The sequence below is a fragment of the Rhodopseudomonas sp. genome, assembly GCF_013377015.1.
GTDB lineage: Bacteria > Pseudomonadota > Alphaproteobacteria > Rhizobiales > Xanthobacteraceae > JARJEH01.
Genome location: NZ_JACABA010000004.1, coordinates 39,945 through 54,021, shown reverse-complemented (window position 1 = coordinate 54,021; position 14,077 = coordinate 39,945). Strand labels below are relative to the sequence as shown.

Sequence of the window (14,077 nt, the reverse complement as noted above, 5' to 3'; positions counted from 1 at the left end):
GCCGGCGGCGCGTTGACGCTGGCGCTAGTGGCGATCTGTTTCGGCTCGCCGATCGCGCAGGCCGATGGATTGTCCGGCGCAGCCTGCAAGGCATTGACGATCTGCTGGCCCGGCCTCGCGCTCGGCGCCGCGTTGGCCGCATCGCAATTCCGCGACCGCGGAATTGTGGCGGCATGGTGCGGCGCGCCAGTCGGCGCCGTGGCCTGGCTTGGCGCCGGCTTCGTCCCCGCGTTCAAGGGCGCGCTGGGCACGCCGGCCGGCGGCTGCACGCTGACGGTGCGGATCGAGCCGGGCATCGCCAATCCGCTGCCAGCGAAATTCGCGGCGATCACCGGCGACAAGGAAGTGCCGTCGTCGAACTCGCTGATGCGCCGCGCCCGCCCGCAGGTCAGCGAATGGACCCAGAACTATCAATGATCCGCGCGGATCGACGCCGCGGCAGAATTTTCCGCCGACGCGATTGAACATTTTGCCGGTCGGCACGACCAATACCAAGGCCGTCGGGCAGATTGGCTCCGGCCGTGGTTGAGCGACCGTGCGCGGGGTGGGCCGATGAAGATTGCGCTGCTGGTGCTGCTGGGGCTGTTGCTGGGCGCGCTCGGCGGCGCCGCCACGGGCATCGGCGCCGGGATCGCGTGGTCGGAGCTGATCGAAACCGCCGGCCCACAGGATTCCAGCGGTGCGCTGGCGTTCTTCACCTTCATGCCGATCGGCGCCATGATCGGAGCGCTCAGCGGCGCGGTGCTGTTCGGCGTGATCGCGGCACGCGATGTCGAAATCCAGATCGAGCGGCAACCGGCCAGCGGCTGCGAGTAAGTACGGCGGGCGGTTCTCTGCCACAGCTTCGCCACAAATCCCCCAGTGCGAGCAGGATTTGCAATTGTGCAATGCACAAATAGTACTTGAAATTTTCTAAAATACGCTTAGTTAGCAACAAATAGCAGTTGCAGCGTTTCGGCACGGCGTCGTTTCGACGCCCTTCAGGGCCGAGTGCTGATTGGAATCCCAAATTCAGAGATCGAGACAGCATGACAGAGCACAGCCTCTGGCGTTTTTCACGTGCGTTGCATCGCGCGTTGAACGAACGCCAACTCGAAGACTTCGCGGCGCTGATCGATGATGATGTCGATTGGGCGATCTATGGGCCGATCGACATGTTCCCGTTTTTGGGCGCGCGCCGCGGCAAGGCCGAAGTACTCGAAGTCTGTGCCCAGATCTCCAACAATGTGCGCGTTCACCGCTTCGAGCGCGAATCGATCATGCTGGGCGTGGATTCGGCGGCCTCGATGATGCGCTATTCGTTGACCGCGCTCGACTCCAACAAGCCGATCAGCCTGCGGCTCGCGCTGTTCGCGCAATTCAAGGATCAGCGGCTGACCAACATGCGCATCCTGCTTGATACCTTCGATCTGGTCGAGCAGGCGCTCGGCAATCCGATCGACCTGCCGAGGCTGGCCCGCATGAAAATGGCCCCGCTCGCGCAGGGCCATTGATAGCAAGGCTGCGCTCGGTCTACCCCATGCGGTGACGGCGATAGCCGTGGTGACGCTCCATGCGATGCTGGGGATGCATCTCGCGCCGGATCATCCGGTTCATACTGTGCCGGGGCATCCGGTGCTCGCGATGAACCGCACCGTCGCGATGCATGCCGCTATCGCGGTGCATGCCGTCTCGCGCCGACGCCGGAGCGACGGCCAGGATCGCGGCGGCGGCGGCGATCGCCAAAGCTAGTTTTCTCATCATGGTCTCCTGGAAAGTTTTACGATCGCACGTCATGTGCGGACGACAATGCGCTCGCGGTCCCGACGTTCCGTCCGCCATGTCCCGCGGGCGGCGCTGATTCCGCCGAAAGACCGATTAGCCGCCGCAGATTGGCCGCGATGCGGTCAAAATGCGCGGGACTGATGGCCCTGTTACGTCGTCGTGCGGGGGACAACCGCGCTGGCACACCACGTCAACAGGGGAACAGCCGATGAACGCCACTCCATCCGAGAAGCCCGAAGCATCCGAAGTCGACGACAATCTGGCCGCCGTCTCCGAGGTCGAGGCCGGGATTCGCGATTTCGTCCGCAACGATATCGCCTATCTGCGCCGCCCGACGCCGAGCCTGCTGAACACAGCCGACACTCCGCTCGATCTCGGCGCCGAGACCACCGTCAGCAATGTCAATTCGCTGATCCAGCGGGTGGCCGGGACCTCGCTGACCGAGATCGAGAATCTGGTGTCCGAGCTCGAAGCGCTGCGCGACCTGCTGCACGCCGAAGGCCAGCGGGTACAGCGTGAGATCTCCGGCTATGCCCAGCTCAGCCAGGCAGCGATGAAGTCGACCCGGATGATCGCCGACAACGTCGCGCAGTGGAAACGCACCGCCGACGGCCTGCGCAACGGCTGACGCGACAACGATTTGCCGCCGGATTGAACGCAGGCCTGGCGGACAACGACCAATCGCAGCCATCGCAGGATGGCTGCGATTATTTTGGGGGCAGCATCGTCGTGAATATCGAGAACAACCCGCCGCTTCCGCTGCGGTCATCGCCGCCGCGGATGAGCATCATCGTACTGCGCTTTGTGGTGCTGCTGTTCGTGATGGTGACGCTGATGGCGCTGGCCTGGAATAACTAGAATCCGATCCGAAAGCCGGCACGGCCGCGCCGCGATCGGCCTGCAATCAGCGGCGTGCCGCCGACGCATGGGACGCGACCTCGAGTGAATAGGCGCCGTCGGCGTAGCCCTTGACCACCATGCCCGTGGTGATCATCACCGCCAAGGTCACGGTGGCAAACACGAAGCCCACCAGTTTCAATCCCGCTCGATCCGCCATCGTCGTTTCCCCATACCCGCCGTCAGGTCGAGCAAAGCGCCCGGAAGGTTCAAGAAATATTAACGGCATGGTCGTTGGCTCCGGCGGCGTCGATAAAAGGCTAGCAATTGATTAAAATGCCACGGGTCTGCGTGAGGTGGCTCAGGAGTCCGCCGCCCGGCGCGGGACGAAAGCCGTGGCCAGGAACGAGAACACCAGTTCGCCGCGCTGGTTGGTACCGGTGTTGCGGGCCTGCACGATGCCCCATTCCGGCCGCGAATCCGAGCCCCGCACCGACTCCACCACATTGGCGTAGCTGATGGTGTCGCCGGCCAGCACCGGCTTGATCCAGCGCAGTTCGCGGAAGCCCGGCGACGGTCCCCACACCGCGACCGGCTCACCGCGCGCGGCTTCCTCGCGCGACAGCCGCTGGCCGTCTGCCACCAACAGCTTCATGCAGACCGAGGCGACATGCCAGCCGGAGGCAGCCAGGCCGCCGAACAGCGAGTTGCGGCCGGCCTCCTCGTCGAGGTGAAACGGTTGCGGATCGAATTTTTCCGCGAACTCCTTGATCAGCTCGGCGGTGAAGGTGAACGAGCCCAGTTCGCGGCGCTGGCCGATCGCGAGGTCTTCGAAGAAACGCATCAGACCGCCTCGTTCGCCGCGATCGCGGCGCGCCGCTGTACGATGATCGGCGTTTCCATTTGACACAGCACCTGACCCGCGGCGTTGCGGACGCTGCATTTGAAGGTGACGATGCCCGTGCTGGGTCGGCTTTGCGACACCCGCTCGTCCGCCACATCGACCTCCAGCGTGAGGTTGTCTCCCGGACGCAGCGGCGCCAGCCAGCGCATCTCGGTGACACCGGGCGAGCCCAGCGACGCGGTGCGCCCGATAAAGCCGTCGAACATCATCCGCATCACGATCGCGCACAGGTGCCAGCCCGAACCGGACAGGCCCTTCAGCATCGAGGCGTTGGCCGCCTCGTCGTCGAGATGCATCGGCTGCGGATCGAATTCGCGAGCGAAAGCGATGATCTCCTCGCGGCTGACGCGGCGAGGTCCATAAGTGCCGAAATGGCCTTGGGGGAAGTCTTCGAAGTAAAGCGTCATGATGGCGATTTGCTGGCGGGAGCCCGATTGTGGCCGTTATTACAGGCAATCACAAGCCACGCCAACCGACTTCCGGGAGACCATGATGTTTGAATTTCGCGACCTTTTCCAATGGGACAGATTCATCACGCCGACGATCATCAAGACATTCTACTGGCTGGTGATTGCGCTGATGGTGCTGTTCGGGATCTCGGGGGTGTTTTCGGGCCTGGCGGCGATGGCGGTCAGCCCGTTCGGCGGATTCATTCTGGTGCTGTCCAGCCTCGCCAGCGTCGTCGTCGGCATCGTGTTCTCGCGCATCATCGCGGAATTCATCCTGATCGTGTTCCGCATCAACGAACACCTCGGCGCGATCAGGGATCAGGGGCAGTTGCGGTAGAATCAGGTCAATGGCACAAATTCGTCATTGCGAGCGAAGCGAAGCAATCCAGAGCCGCAAGTCAGGACTGGATTGCTTCGTCGCTTCGCTCCTCGCAATGACCCTTAGGTATTGAACCGGAAATGCATCACGTCGCCGTCGGCGACGACGTATTCCTTGCCTTCCAGCCGCAACTTGCCGTTGTCGCGCGCGCCGGCCTCGCCGCCGAAGGCGATATAGTCCTCATAGGCGATGGTCTCGGCGCGGATGAAACCCTTTTCGAAATCGGTGTGGATCACGGCGGCTGCCTGCGGCGCCTTGGTGCCCTTGGTGATGGTCCAGGCCCGGGTTTCCTTCGGACCAACGGTGAAATAGGTGATCAGGTGCAACAGCTCGTAGCCGGCGCGGATCAGCCGGTCGAGCCCGGCCTCCTCGAGCCCCAGCGTATCGAGAAATTCGGCGCGCTCTTCGCGCGACAGCGTGGCGATTTCAGATTCGATTTTCGCCGAGATCGCCACAGCGACAGCGCCCTCCTTCTTGGCGTGCTCCATCACCGCCTGGGAGAACGCGTTGCCTGTAGCGGCTGAGCCTTCCTCGACGTTGCAGACATAGAGCACCGGCTTCGAGGTCAGCAGACCCAGCATGCCGAAGGCGCGCTCCTCTTCGGGCTTGCGCTCGAGAAACCGCGCCGGCTTGCCTTCGCGCAGCAGCACCAGCGCGCGCTGCACCAGGTCGAGCTGCTCCTTGGCGTCCTTGTCGGCGCCCTTGGCCTTCTTGGTCAAATTGTCGACGCGCTTTTCAAGGCTGTCGAGATCGGCCAGCATCAGCTCGGTCTCGATGGTCTCGATGTCGGCCAGCGGCGCGATCTTGCCCTCGACATGGGTGATGTCGTCATCGACGAAGCAGCGCACCACATGGGCGATGGCGTCGACCTCGCGGATGGTGGCGAGAAACTGGTTGCCAAGGCCCTCGCCCTTCGACGCGCCCTTCACCAGCCCGGCGATGTCGACGAAGGTCAGTCGCGTCGGGATGATCTGCGCCGACTTGCCCGCAGCCGCCAGCTTGTCGAGCCGCGGATCCGGCACCGCGACCTCGCCGACATTGGGCTCGATGGTGCAGAACGGATAGTTCGCCGCCTGCGCCGCAGCGGTTTCGGTCAGCGCGTTGAACAGCGTCGACTTGCCGACATTCGGCAGCCCGACGATACCGCATTTGAATCCCATGATGCTCTTCCGACTATCTTCGCGCGTTCGCGGCTCGACCGAATGGAGGCCGTCATACGCGGGCTCGACCCGCCTATCCATCGTCTTCGAAGGGATGGATCGCCGGATCAAGTCCGGCGATGACGCATGTTACTTGTCGCCCTTGTCGTCCTTGTCCAAAAATCCCTTGGCCTGCATCGCCAGATGCACCTTGTTGGCGAAGGTCGAGTCGCGGCCGGCCACCAGCAGACCGGCATTGACCGCCACCGCCTCGACCAGCGCCTCGACCCAAGGCCGCTCGCTCTTGGCGAAATCGTTCAGCACGTGGCCGTGCACCAGTTCCTTGACGCCGGGATGACCGACGCCGAGCCGGACCCGGCGATAGTCGTTGCCGACATGCGCCGAAATCGACCGCAACCCGTTGTGCCCGGCGATGCCGCCGCCGACCTTCACCCGCAGCTTGGCGTCGGGCAGTTCGATCTCGTCGTGAAATACCGTGATGTCGCCGAGTTCGAGCTTGAAGAAACTCGCGGCTTCCTGCACGGCGCGTCCGGACTCGTTCATGTAGGTCAGCGGCTTCAGCAAGGTGACGCGCTCGCCGTCGAGCGAACCATCAGCGGTCTCACCCTGAAAGCGACGGCGCCATGGCGAGAAGCCATGACGCCGCGCGATCTCGTCGATGACCATGAAACCGATGTTGTGCCGGTTGCCCTGGTATTTGGCGCCAGGATTGCCGAGCCCAACAAACAGTCGCATGACGCGGCTTCCCGCGCCGGATTACTTCTTCTTGGCCGCCGGGGCCGGAGCGGCCTTGGCGCCAGCCGCGGGCGCCTTGGCGCCGGCCGCGGGCGCCTTGGCGCCGGCCGCGGGAGCCTTGGCGCCAGCCGCCGGAGCCTTCGCACCAGCAGCCGGAGCCGCCGCAGCGGCAGGGGTCGCACCCGGAGCCGCGCCGGCCGCAGCCGCCTTGGCTTCTTCGGCGTAACCCGACGGCGGCACGATGGTCACCAGCGTGAGGTCCTCGCGCGACAGCGACTTCACGCCGGTCGGCAGCACGATGGCCGACAGATGCAGCGAGCCCGCGATGTCCAGCGTGCCGATGTCGGCCTCGATGAACTGCGGAATGTTGTCGACCGAGGCTTCCAGCTCGAGCGAGTGGGTGACGACGTTGACGGTGCCGCCGCGCTTGACGCCCGGCGCGGTCTCGGCGTTCTTCAGATGCAGCGGAACGCTGACGCGGATGGTGGCGCCGACGCCGAGCCGGAGGAAATCGACATGGAGCGGGAAATCCCGCACCGGATCGAGATGGAAGTCGCGCGGGATCACGCGGTGCTTCTTGCCGTCGAGCTCGATGTCGTAAATCGTGGTGAGGAAGCGGCCGGCCAGAATGCGCGCGCGCAATTCGGTGTCGTCGACCGAGATCGCGACGGGGGGCTGGCTGTCTCCATAGATCACTCCGGGCACTCTGCCGGCGCGACGCTCTGCCCGTGCGGCCCCCTTGCCGCCTGCCAGACGAGCGGTCGCCTTCAATTCCTTGACGGTCGCCATCGTTTAAGTCCTTGTTTTCTAAAAAGTTAAAGGCCGCAACGCGGCCCGTTCCATCGTCGCAGCAAGCCTCCAGGGGTGCGGGGGCTGCAGACGTGCCGGGCTTTTAGCCCCAACGGGCGAAAATGACAAGGAAATGGCTGCAGGCAGATTGGCGACCATCTATCAGGATCTAGATTTAGGATCCTAATTCAGGATCTAGAAAATAGATCTGGACAACAGATCCCTGCCTTGGCATAGAAGATCTGCGTTGCTCTAGGGGCCAAAAACGAACGGGCCCCGCCGGTTGCAGCCGGGGAGCCCGCTTTTGTTCAACCATCGCCAGACAGCGATAAGGAGTACGTACGATGTTTAGCACGATTGAAGCTCAGAAGGAAGATTTCGCCATGGCTCGGATGATGCCGCCCCTCGACCGCGTCCGTGCGGTTATTGACTCAATCCCGGTCGTTGAGGGACAGAAGCTCCGTTCCGGCGTGCCGGTGGTTGCCGGTTACATCGCCGCAGGGCTCCTGATCCCCGACAACTACGACATTCCGACGTTCGACCCGCGCAACAATCGCGGTTATCAGCGGCCGCTTCAAGACAGCCGCGTTAACGAGTTGGCTGCCGACCTCAAGAAGAAGAGGGTCGATTTGCCGACAGCAATCCTGCTCAACCTGCGCAATCGTGAAGCGAGGCAGGCGGTTCAGGACGGAAAGCTCCGTCTGGGCTTCCTTCGCGACAGCGCGTCGACGGCCATCCTGTTCCACGTCGTTGATGGTCAGCACCGCGTCGCTGCGCTGAAGAAGTTGATGGAGGACGACCCCGACGGCGACTGGGACAAGTTCCTCATCCCGTTCATTTGCATGGTCGGCGCCACCGAGCAGGAGGAAATGGAACAATTCTATGTCGTGAACTCACGTGCGAAGTCGGTCCGCACCGACTTGGCTCTCGCGTTGCTCCGCAAGTTGACCGACAAGGACTCGAAGATGCTCGAGCGCTTGGAGGAAAAGGGCAAAGGCTGGCAAGTCGCGGCTGAGAAACTCGTCGAGGCCTTGGCCGAGAACAGCTCCGTCTGGCGCGGCCTTATCCGCCTTGCCGCGACGGAAAAGGGCGCCACCACCATGCCGTCGGCCTCCATGGTGACCTCGCTGAAGCCGTTGCTGGCCTCACCGTTCTTCGGAAGGCTTAATTTTGCGCAGCAGCAGCAGGTAATCGAGGCGTTCTGGACAGGCCTGCGCGACGTCATGCGCCCCGCTTTCGACGAGCCGCCGGGGTTCGTTATTCAAAAAGGCGTGGGCGTCATCGTCATGCACGCGATCTTGGTCGATGTTCTGGAGATCGCCCGCTCTACCGGTCGCTCGGTGATTGACGCTGCGACGTACAGCGACGTCATGGCAGAGCCCATGAAGCTCCTGCAGGGTGAAGCACAGGATGGTCAAGGCACTCCGGTGCACGGCGTCGAATTTTGGCGCACTGCCCCGCAGGGAGCCGCCGGGTCGTACAGCTCAAGCGCAGGTCGCCGCGTGCTGATCTCGAAGATCAGACAGATGCTGCCGAAGGTGGAGGTGGTGTGATGGCACGTCGCGCAGAGCCGAGCGGCGTCACGCTCAACAGCGGTGACGTAGCCGTGATCAAGGGGATGCTCGCCCGTGGGGACCGCCAGCACGATATCGCTGCGTGGTTTGGAGTGAACGGTGGCCGCATCGCCGAGATTTCGACGGGCGCCAAATTTAGTAGCACGCGCGCGGCGCCGGAAGCGGACCTGCCGCCGCGCGGGCCTTACCTAAGCGGCCGAGAGGCGCAGCAGTTAGTCTTGACGCTAATGGCAAGCGGAAGGTAGTATTTTACGCTAGCCGTTCGAGGGCACCGCCAGGATGAACCTGACGGTGCCCTCTCTCAGTCGGAGGGCTGAATAGCCTAGTGAGAATTACAGCTATCGTCCGCTGTCGGACCGCCGACGTCGGTCCCGTTTACGCGCCGAGCTTGGCTTCGAGCGCCACGATACGCGCCTTCAGCGCTTCGTTTTCCTCGCGGGCGAGCCGGGCCATTTCCTTGAATGCCTCGAATTCCTCGCGCTTGACGATGTCCAGGTCGCGCAGGATCTTTTCGGCCTGGTTACGGACCACGGTGTCGACCTCGCGCTTGACGCCCTGGGCGGCGCCGGCGGCGTCGTTCATCAGGCGCCCGATCTCGTCGAACAGCCGGTTGTTGGTCTGGGTCATGGTCGAACTCCGGTCAGGGGCAGCGGCGCCGCGGTGGCCTGACAATGGCAATCCCGCCGCACGACTTCAAGGCCGCAACGGCCTTCATCGAATCAGGCTACCAAGCTTGTCAGGTTCCGCTTTCCTTGCGATCTTCCTGTCGCCATCGCAAGGCCCCTCGAGAAGGACCGGACACACCGCATGATCGACCAGCAGATCGAGATTCCCACGCCGGACGGACGCGTCAGCACCTTTATCAGCCATCCGGAGCGCGGCGGACCGTTTCCGGTGATCATGTTCTACATGGATGCGCCGGGGATCCGCGAGGAACTACGCGACATGGCGCGGCGGCTGGCCACCAGTGGGTATTATGTGATGCTGCCCAGCATGTATTACCGCTCGAATGTGTTCGAACTCGGCCCGATCCCGATGGACGACGAAGCACCCGAGCGCAAGCGAATGTTCGAGCTGATGGCCTCGCTCACGATCCCGATGGTGATGCAGGACACCACGGCGCTGCTGGATTACGCCGCGACGCAGCCCGCCGCCAGCAAGGGCCCGGCCGGCGCGCTCGGCTATTGCATGAGTGGCCGCTATGCGGTCAGCGCCGCGGCCAATTTTCCCGACCGGTTCAAGGCCGCGGCGTCGATCTACGGCACCCATCTGATGACCGACGCCGACGACAGCCCGCACCGCACCGCCAAGAACGCCTCCGGCGAATTGTATTTCGCCTGCGCCGAGATCGACCGCTGGGCGCCGCTGGAGATGGTCGAGCCGCTGCGCGCGGCGCTCAAGGCCGACGGCGTCGACGCCGAGGTCGAGCTCTATCCCGGCGTGCACCACGGCTTCGCCTTTCCGAAACGTCCGGTCTACGACAAGGAAGCTGCCGAGCGGCACTGGGAGCGGCTGCTGGCCCTGTACCGTCGCCGGCTTTCATCGTAAGCCAGCCGGACCATGCCGCTGTTCGCCATCGCCTTCCCCGTATTCGATCCGATCGCGATTGCGATCGGCCCGATCGCGATCCGCTGGTACGCGCTGGCCTATATCGGCGGCATCGTGCTGGGTTGGATCTATGCCCGCGCGCTGCTCAAGCGCGACCGGCTGTGGGGCGGCCCCGCGCCGATCTCGCTGCCGGCGTTCGACGATTTCATCCTGTGGGTGACGCTCGGCATTATCCTCGGCGGCCGCACCGGCTACGTGCTGTTCTACAATCTCGACTTCTTCGTCGAGCATCCGTCCGAGATCTTCCAATTGTGGAAGGGCGGCATGTCGTTCCATGGCGGCTTCATCGGCTGCGTGGTGGCGGTGTTCGCGTTCTGCTGGAAGAACAAGCTGTCGACGGCCTCACTGGGCGACATCACCTGCGCGGTCGGACCGATCGGGCTGTTCCTCGGCCGCATCGCCAATTTCATCAACAGCGAATTGTGGGGGCGGCCCGCCGACCCCAGCCTGCCCTGGGCGATGGTGTTTCCCAATGGCGGACCGCTGCCGCGGCATCCCAGCCAGTTGTACGAAGCCGGCCTCGAAGGCATCGCGCTGTTTGCGATCCTGGCACTGATGATCCGTCTCGGCGCGTTGAAGCGGCGCGGCCTGATTCTCGGCAGCTTCATCGGGCTTTACGGCGTGGCGCGCATCATCGGCGAATTGTTCCGCGAGCCCGACCCGCAGCTCGGCTTCCTGTGGGGCGGCCTCACCATGGGGATGCTGCTGAGTGTGCCGATGGTGATCGCGGGACTGATCATTGTCGTGGTGGCGTGGCGGCGAGCGCCGACTGCGTGCACTTTCGATCCGGCTAACAGCCCAGCCAGCAAGGCATGACGTGACCGAGACTTCACCGCTCAAGACCGCGATCGCCAGATTGATCAAGTCTGCCGGCCCAATGCCGGTGTGGCGCTACATGCAGCTTTGCCTGACCCATCCCGAGCACGGCTATTACGTGTCGCGCGATCCGCTCGGCCGCGAGGGCGATTTCACCACCGCGCCCGAGGTCAGCCAGATGTTCGGCGAATTGCTCGGGCTGTGGGCGGCCTCGGTGTGGAAGGCGATGGATGAGCCGGCCGCGCTGCGGCTGATCGAGATCGGCCCCGGACGCGGCACCATGATGGCGGATGCGTTGCGGGCGCTGCGGGTGTTGCCGCCGCTTTACCAAAGCCTCAGCGTGCATCTGGTCGAGATCAATCCGGTGCTGCGCGACAAGCAGAAGGCGACGCTGAGCGGAGTGCGCAGCGTCCACTGGCACGACTCGCTCGACGACGTGCCGGACGGCCCCTCGATCATTCTGGCCAACGAGTATTTCGACGTGCTGCCGATCCATCAGGCGGTGAAGCGCGAGAACGGCTGGCACGAGCGCGTCGTCGAAATCGACGGCAAGGGCAACCTCGTGTTCGGCACCGCTGCCGATCCGATCCCGCGTTTCGAGGTGCTGCTGCCGCCGCTGGTGCGGATGGCGCCGCAGGGCGCGGTGTTCGAGTGGCGGCCGGACGCCGAGATCATGGCGATCGCCAGCCGGGTCCGCGACCAGGGCGGCGCCGCGCTGATCATCGACTACGGCCACACGCGCAGCGACGTCGGCGACACCTTCCAGGCGATCGCCCGCCACAGCTTCGCCGACCCCTTGAAGAATCCGGGCGAGGCCGACGTCACCGCCCATGTCGATTTCCAGGCGCTGGCGCGCGCCGCCGAGGATGTCGGCGCGCGGGTGCACGGGCCGGTGACGCAGGGTGAATTCCTCAAACGGCTCGGCATCGAGACCCGCGCGCTGACGCTGATGGCCAAGGCCACACATGAAGTCTCCGAGGACATCGCCGGCGCGCTGAAGCGGCTGACCGACAGCGGCCGCGGCGGGATGGGATCGATGTTCAAGGCGATCGGGATTTCCGATCCCCGTATCGAGACGTTGGTGGGGCTCAGCGACGAAGCCGCGCGCGCCGCCGAGGCCGGCGCCCCATGACCATCGCCTCGCCGCTGCTGGCTGCCGTTCCCGATCTGCGCCATGCGTTCTTCACCCGCGAAGGCGGCGTTTCGGAAGGGCTCTATGCCGGCCTCAATGGCGGCGTCGGCTCCAACGACGATCCCGCGCATGTGGCCGAGAACCGGCGGCGGATGGCTTCGGTGCTGGGCGTCGCGCCGGAGCGCTTTCTCACCGCCTACCAGGTGCATTCGCCCGACGTCGCGGTCGCCACCGAGCCGTGGGATGCGGCATCACGGCCGAAGGTCGACGCCATCGTGACCAAGACGCCGGGGCTGGCGATCGGCGCCACCGCCGCGGATTGCGGCCCGGTGTTACTGGTCGATCCCACCGCGCGGGTGATCGGCGCCGCGCATGCCGGCTGGAAGGGCGCGCTCACCGGCGTGCTGGAATCCACCATTGCGGCGATGGAAAAACTCGGCGCCGAACGGGGCGGCATCGTCGCCGCGATCGGGCCGCTGATCCGGCAGCCGAGCTACGAGGTCGGCGGCGAATTCGTCGCGCGATTCGTCGCGGCCGATCCGGACTACGCGCGGTTCTTCATTGCATCGACGCGCGCCGGCCATGCGATGTTCGATCTCGGCGGCTTCATCCGGATGCGGCTGGAAAACGCCGGCGTGCTGATGATCGACGACACCGGCATCGACACCTATCCGGACGAGCGGTTCTACAGCTATCGCCGCTCGGTGCATCGCAACGAGCCGGACTACGGCCGCCACGTCCACGCGATTGCGCTGGAAGGGTGACGCTGCCGCTACCGCACCTTCAGCACCACCTTGCCGCGGGCGTGGCCGGCTTCGAGATGGGCTAGCGCCTGCGGCAATTGCTCGAAATCGAAGGCGCGGTCGATCACCGGCACGATCGCGCCGGCATCGACCAGGCCCGCGATCTCGCGCAGCTGATCGCCGCTCGGTTCGGTGAAGTACCAACAATAGGAAGCGCCCGCCTGGTCGGCCGCGGCATAGACCTTGCGGCCCATCAGCCAGACCGCGATCCGCACCATCAGGCTGGAGTCCTCGCGCCGAGCAAAATCGCGATCCGGCGGGCCGCTCAGCGAGATCACCGTACCGCCGCGCTTGACGACTTTGAAGGCATCGACGGTGAATTTGCCGCCGAGGGTATCGTAGACGATGTCGTAGCCGCCGCCTTGCGCCAGATAGTCCTCGCGGTCGTAGGCAATGACGCGATCGGCGCCGAGCGAGCGAACGAAATCGGCATTCTTCGCGCTGGTCGTGGTCGAGACCTCCAGCCCGAGATGCTTGGCGTATTGGATCGCAAAGGTGCCGACGCCGCCGGAGCCGGCATGGATCAGGATGCGCTGCCCCGCCTTGGCGCCGGCCCTGGCAAAGCCTTGCAGGGTGGTCAGCCCGACCAGCGGCAGCGACGCCGCTTCGAGATGCGAAATGCTCGCCGGCCGCGCCGCGACCAGCCGCTCGTCGATCGCGATCTGCTCGGCGAAGGTGCCGATCCGCTCGCGCGAGGTGCGCAGGAATACCGCGTCGCCGGGCGCGAACCGCGTGGCCCCCAGCCCCACCGACAGGATCACACCGCTGGCGTCGAAGCCGATCGGATGCGGCAGGCGATATTTCGAAATCCGCTTCAGGTCGCCCCGGATCAGCTTGTAATCGATCGGATTGAGGCTCGCGGCGTGGATCTCGACTACGACCTGCCCGGTCGAGGCCACCGGATCGGGCAACTCCGCCAGCCGGACGCAATCGGCGACCGCGCCATAGCTCGAAAGGACAAACGCGCGCATCCGCCGGCTCCTCGCAATTGTCTGCAATGTCTCGGCAAATTGGAACGGAGCGGGAAAGCCGAAGGTCACCTTGCCACCGCCCGTCGACACCCTGCCCTAGACCTTAACGCATTTTAACGATATCGCTGCGCCGGTCCGGCCGCCATCCAGTGTGAT

20 protein-coding genes are annotated in these 14,077 nt (G+C 64.5%); 12 read left to right on the top strand and 8 right to left on the bottom strand.

What is annotated here, in order from left to right:
* Positions 1-12 precede the first annotated feature (12 nt).
* The 6 genes from HXX15_RS17640 (at position 13) to HXX15_RS17615 (ending at position 2,622) form a co-directional block, all read left to right on the top strand.
* Positions 13-417: a hypothetical protein gene (locus tag HXX15_RS17640; RefSeq protein ID WP_296517670.1), complete on the top strand. Its 405-nt coding sequence runs from the start codon at positions 13-15 to the stop codon at positions 415-417.
* Positions 418-552: 135 nt separating this feature from the next.
* Complete coding sequence (locus HXX15_RS17635; RefSeq protein WP_296517669.1) at positions 553-816, top strand: hypothetical protein; 264 nt, start codon at positions 553-555, stop codon at positions 814-816.
* Between the two features lie 212 nt (positions 817-1,028).
* Positions 1,029-1,493 carry a nuclear transport factor 2 family protein gene (locus HXX15_RS17630; RefSeq protein WP_296517901.1) on the top strand — a complete coding sequence of 155 codons (465 nt, stop codon included), beginning with the start codon at positions 1,029-1,031 and terminating at the stop codon, positions 1,491-1,493.
* Positions 1,494-1,539: 46 nt separating this feature from the next.
* A complete protein-coding gene (locus HXX15_RS17625; protein WP_296517668.1) occupies positions 1,540-1,731 on the top strand; it encodes a hypothetical protein in 192 nt (63 codons plus the stop codon).
* A gap of 241 nt (positions 1,732-1,972) precedes the next feature.
* Positions 1,973-2,392, top strand: a complete 420-nt coding sequence (locus HXX15_RS17620; protein ID WP_296517667.1) for a hypothetical protein — start codon at positions 1,973-1,975, stop codon at positions 2,390-2,392.
* A 101-nt stretch (positions 2,393-2,493) separates the two neighbouring features.
* On the top strand, positions 2,494-2,622 hold the full coding sequence (locus HXX15_RS17615) for a hypothetical protein (RefSeq protein ID WP_296517666.1): 129 nt from the start codon (positions 2,494-2,496) through the stop codon (positions 2,620-2,622).
* A 46-nt stretch (positions 2,623-2,668) separates the two neighbouring features.
* Here HXX15_RS17615 and HXX15_RS17610 read toward each other — a convergent pair whose 3' ends face one another.
* From HXX15_RS17610 to HXX15_RS17600, 3 genes are all read right to left on the bottom strand, one after another.
* The gene (locus HXX15_RS17610) at positions 2,669-2,821 is read right to left on the bottom strand and encodes a hypothetical protein (protein ID WP_296517665.1); all 153 of its coding nucleotides are present in this window, start codon (positions 2,819-2,821) and stop codon (positions 2,669-2,671) included.
* A gap of 141 nt (positions 2,822-2,962) precedes the next feature.
* Entirely contained in the window at positions 2,963-3,445 is a 483-nt protein-coding gene (locus HXX15_RS17605) for a MaoC family dehydratase (RefSeq protein WP_296517664.1), read from the bottom strand.
* On the bottom strand, positions 3,445-3,912 hold the full coding sequence (locus HXX15_RS17600; protein ID WP_296517663.1) for a MaoC family dehydratase: 468 nt from the start codon (positions 3,910-3,912) through the stop codon (positions 3,445-3,447). The genes HXX15_RS17605 and HXX15_RS17600 overlap by 1 nt, the downstream gene beginning before the upstream one ends.
* 85 nt (positions 3,913-3,997) lie before the next feature.
* Between HXX15_RS17600 and HXX15_RS17595 the strand changes: the two genes are divergently transcribed.
* A complete protein-coding gene (locus HXX15_RS17595; protein ID WP_296517662.1) occupies positions 3,998-4,291 on the top strand; it encodes a DUF4282 domain-containing protein in 294 nt (97 codons plus the stop codon).
* A 104-nt stretch (positions 4,292-4,395) separates the two neighbouring features.
* Here HXX15_RS17595 and ychF read toward each other — a convergent pair whose 3' ends face one another.
* From ychF to HXX15_RS17580, 3 genes are all read right to left on the bottom strand, one after another.
* Positions 4,396-5,493: a redox-regulated ATPase YchF gene (gene ychF / locus HXX15_RS17590; protein WP_296517661.1), complete on the bottom strand. Its 1,098-nt coding sequence runs from the start codon at positions 5,491-5,493 to the stop codon at positions 4,396-4,398.
* 129 nt (positions 5,494-5,622) lie between these two features.
* Complete coding sequence (pth, locus tag HXX15_RS17585; RefSeq protein WP_296517660.1) at positions 5,623-6,228, bottom strand: aminoacyl-tRNA hydrolase; 606 nt, start codon at positions 6,226-6,228, stop codon at positions 5,623-5,625.
* 21 nt (positions 6,229-6,249) lie between these two features.
* Positions 6,250-7,017, bottom strand: a complete 768-nt coding sequence (locus HXX15_RS17580) for a 50S ribosomal protein L25/general stress protein Ctc (RefSeq protein WP_296517659.1) — start codon at positions 7,015-7,017, stop codon at positions 6,250-6,252.
* A 344-nt stretch (positions 7,018-7,361) separates the two neighbouring features.
* On the opposite strand from HXX15_RS17580, the gene HXX15_RS17575 reads away from it, so the two are divergent.
* Positions 7,362-8,570 (top strand): DGQHR domain-containing protein, encoded by a 1,209-nt coding sequence (locus HXX15_RS17575; protein WP_296517658.1) that lies wholly within the window; start codon positions 7,362-7,364, stop codon positions 8,568-8,570.
* 396 nt (positions 8,571-8,966) lie between these two features.
* Here the strand turns inward: HXX15_RS17575 and HXX15_RS17570 are convergent, their stop codons facing one another.
* A complete protein-coding gene (locus tag HXX15_RS17570; protein ID WP_296517657.1) occupies positions 8,967-9,218 on the bottom strand; it encodes an accessory factor UbiK family protein in 252 nt (83 codons plus the stop codon).
* A gap of 180 nt (positions 9,219-9,398) precedes the next feature.
* Here HXX15_RS17570 and HXX15_RS17565 point away from each other — a divergent pair, with 180 nt between their 5' ends.
* The 4 genes from HXX15_RS17565 to pgeF are packed head-to-tail and all read left to right on the top strand — an operon-like array spanning position 9,399 to position 12,911.
* A complete protein-coding gene (locus tag HXX15_RS17565) occupies positions 9,399-10,139 on the top strand; it encodes a dienelactone hydrolase family protein (RefSeq protein ID WP_296517656.1) in 741 nt (246 codons plus the stop codon).
* 12 nt (positions 10,140-10,151) lie between these two features.
* Positions 10,152-11,015: a prolipoprotein diacylglyceryl transferase gene (lgt, locus tag HXX15_RS17560; RefSeq protein WP_296517655.1), complete on the top strand. Its 864-nt coding sequence runs from the start codon at positions 10,152-10,154 to the stop codon at positions 11,013-11,015.
* 1 nt (position 11,016) lies between these two features.
* Positions 11,017-12,147, top strand: coding sequence for a class I SAM-dependent methyltransferase (locus HXX15_RS17555; protein ID WP_296517654.1), 1,131 nt, complete (start codon positions 11,017-11,019; stop codon positions 12,145-12,147).
* Positions 12,144-12,911, top strand: coding sequence for a peptidoglycan editing factor PgeF (pgeF, locus tag HXX15_RS17550; RefSeq protein ID WP_296517653.1), 768 nt, complete (start codon positions 12,144-12,146; stop codon positions 12,909-12,911). The genes HXX15_RS17555 and pgeF overlap by 4 nt, the downstream gene beginning before the upstream one ends.
* An 8-nt stretch (positions 12,912-12,919) precedes the next feature.
* Here the strand turns inward: pgeF and HXX15_RS17545 are convergent, their stop codons facing one another.
* The gene (locus HXX15_RS17545; protein WP_296517652.1) at positions 12,920-13,921 is read right to left on the bottom strand and encodes an NADP-dependent oxidoreductase; all 1,002 of its coding nucleotides are present in this window, start codon (positions 13,919-13,921) and stop codon (positions 12,920-12,922) included.
* Positions 13,922-14,077: the final 156 nt, after the last annotated feature.

What these genes read in the sequence shown, in the direction of transcription:
- HXX15_RS17635 (WP_296517669.1), top strand. Translation starts at nt 553, where the DNA reads ATGAAGATTGCGCTGCTGGTGCTGCTGGGGCTGTTGCTGGGCGCGCTC.
- HXX15_RS17630 (WP_296517901.1), top strand. Translation starts at nt 1,029, where the DNA reads ATGACAGAGCACAGCCTCTGGCGTTTTTCACGTGCGTTGCATCGCGCG.
- HXX15_RS17620 (WP_296517667.1), top strand. Translation starts at nt 1,973, where the DNA reads ATGAACGCCACTCCATCCGAGAAGCCCGAAGCATCCGAAGTCGACGAC.
- HXX15_RS17610 (WP_296517665.1), bottom strand. Translation starts at nt 2,821, where the DNA reads ATGGCGGATCGAGCGGGATTGAAACTGGTGGGCTTCGTGTTTGCCACC.
- HXX15_RS17605 (WP_296517664.1), bottom strand. Translation starts at nt 3,445, where the DNA reads ATGCGTTTCTTCGAAGACCTCGCGATCGGCCAGCGCCGCGAACTGGGC.
- HXX15_RS17600 (WP_296517663.1), bottom strand. Translation starts at nt 3,912, where the DNA reads ATGACGCTTTACTTCGAAGACTTCCCCCAAGGCCATTTCGGCACTTAT.
- HXX15_RS17595 (WP_296517662.1), top strand. Translation starts at nt 3,998, where the DNA reads ATGTTTGAATTTCGCGACCTTTTCCAATGGGACAGATTCATCACGCCG.
- ychF (WP_296517661.1), bottom strand. Translation starts at nt 5,493, where the DNA reads ATGGGATTCAAATGCGGTATCGTCGGGCTGCCGAATGTCGGCAAGTCG.
- pth (WP_296517660.1), bottom strand. Translation starts at nt 6,228, where the DNA reads ATGCGACTGTTTGTTGGGCTCGGCAATCCTGGCGCCAAATACCAGGGC.
- HXX15_RS17580 (WP_296517659.1), bottom strand. Translation starts at nt 7,017, where the DNA reads ATGGCGACCGTCAAGGAATTGAAGGCGACCGCTCGTCTGGCAGGCGGC.
- HXX15_RS17575 (WP_296517658.1), top strand. Translation starts at nt 7,362, where the DNA reads ATGTTTAGCACGATTGAAGCTCAGAAGGAAGATTTCGCCATGGCTCGG.
- HXX15_RS17570 (WP_296517657.1), bottom strand. Translation starts at nt 9,218, where the DNA reads ATGACCCAGACCAACAACCGGCTGTTCGACGAGATCGGGCGCCTGATG.
- HXX15_RS17565 (WP_296517656.1), top strand. Translation starts at nt 9,399, where the DNA reads ATGATCGACCAGCAGATCGAGATTCCCACGCCGGACGGACGCGTCAGC.
- lgt (WP_296517655.1), top strand. Translation starts at nt 10,152, where the DNA reads ATGCCGCTGTTCGCCATCGCCTTCCCCGTATTCGATCCGATCGCGATT.
- pgeF (WP_296517653.1), top strand. Translation starts at nt 12,144, where the DNA reads ATGACCATCGCCTCGCCGCTGCTGGCTGCCGTTCCCGATCTGCGCCAT.
- HXX15_RS17545 (WP_296517652.1), bottom strand. Translation starts at nt 13,921, where the DNA reads ATGCGCGCGTTTGTCCTTTCGAGCTATGGCGCGGTCGCCGATTGCGTC.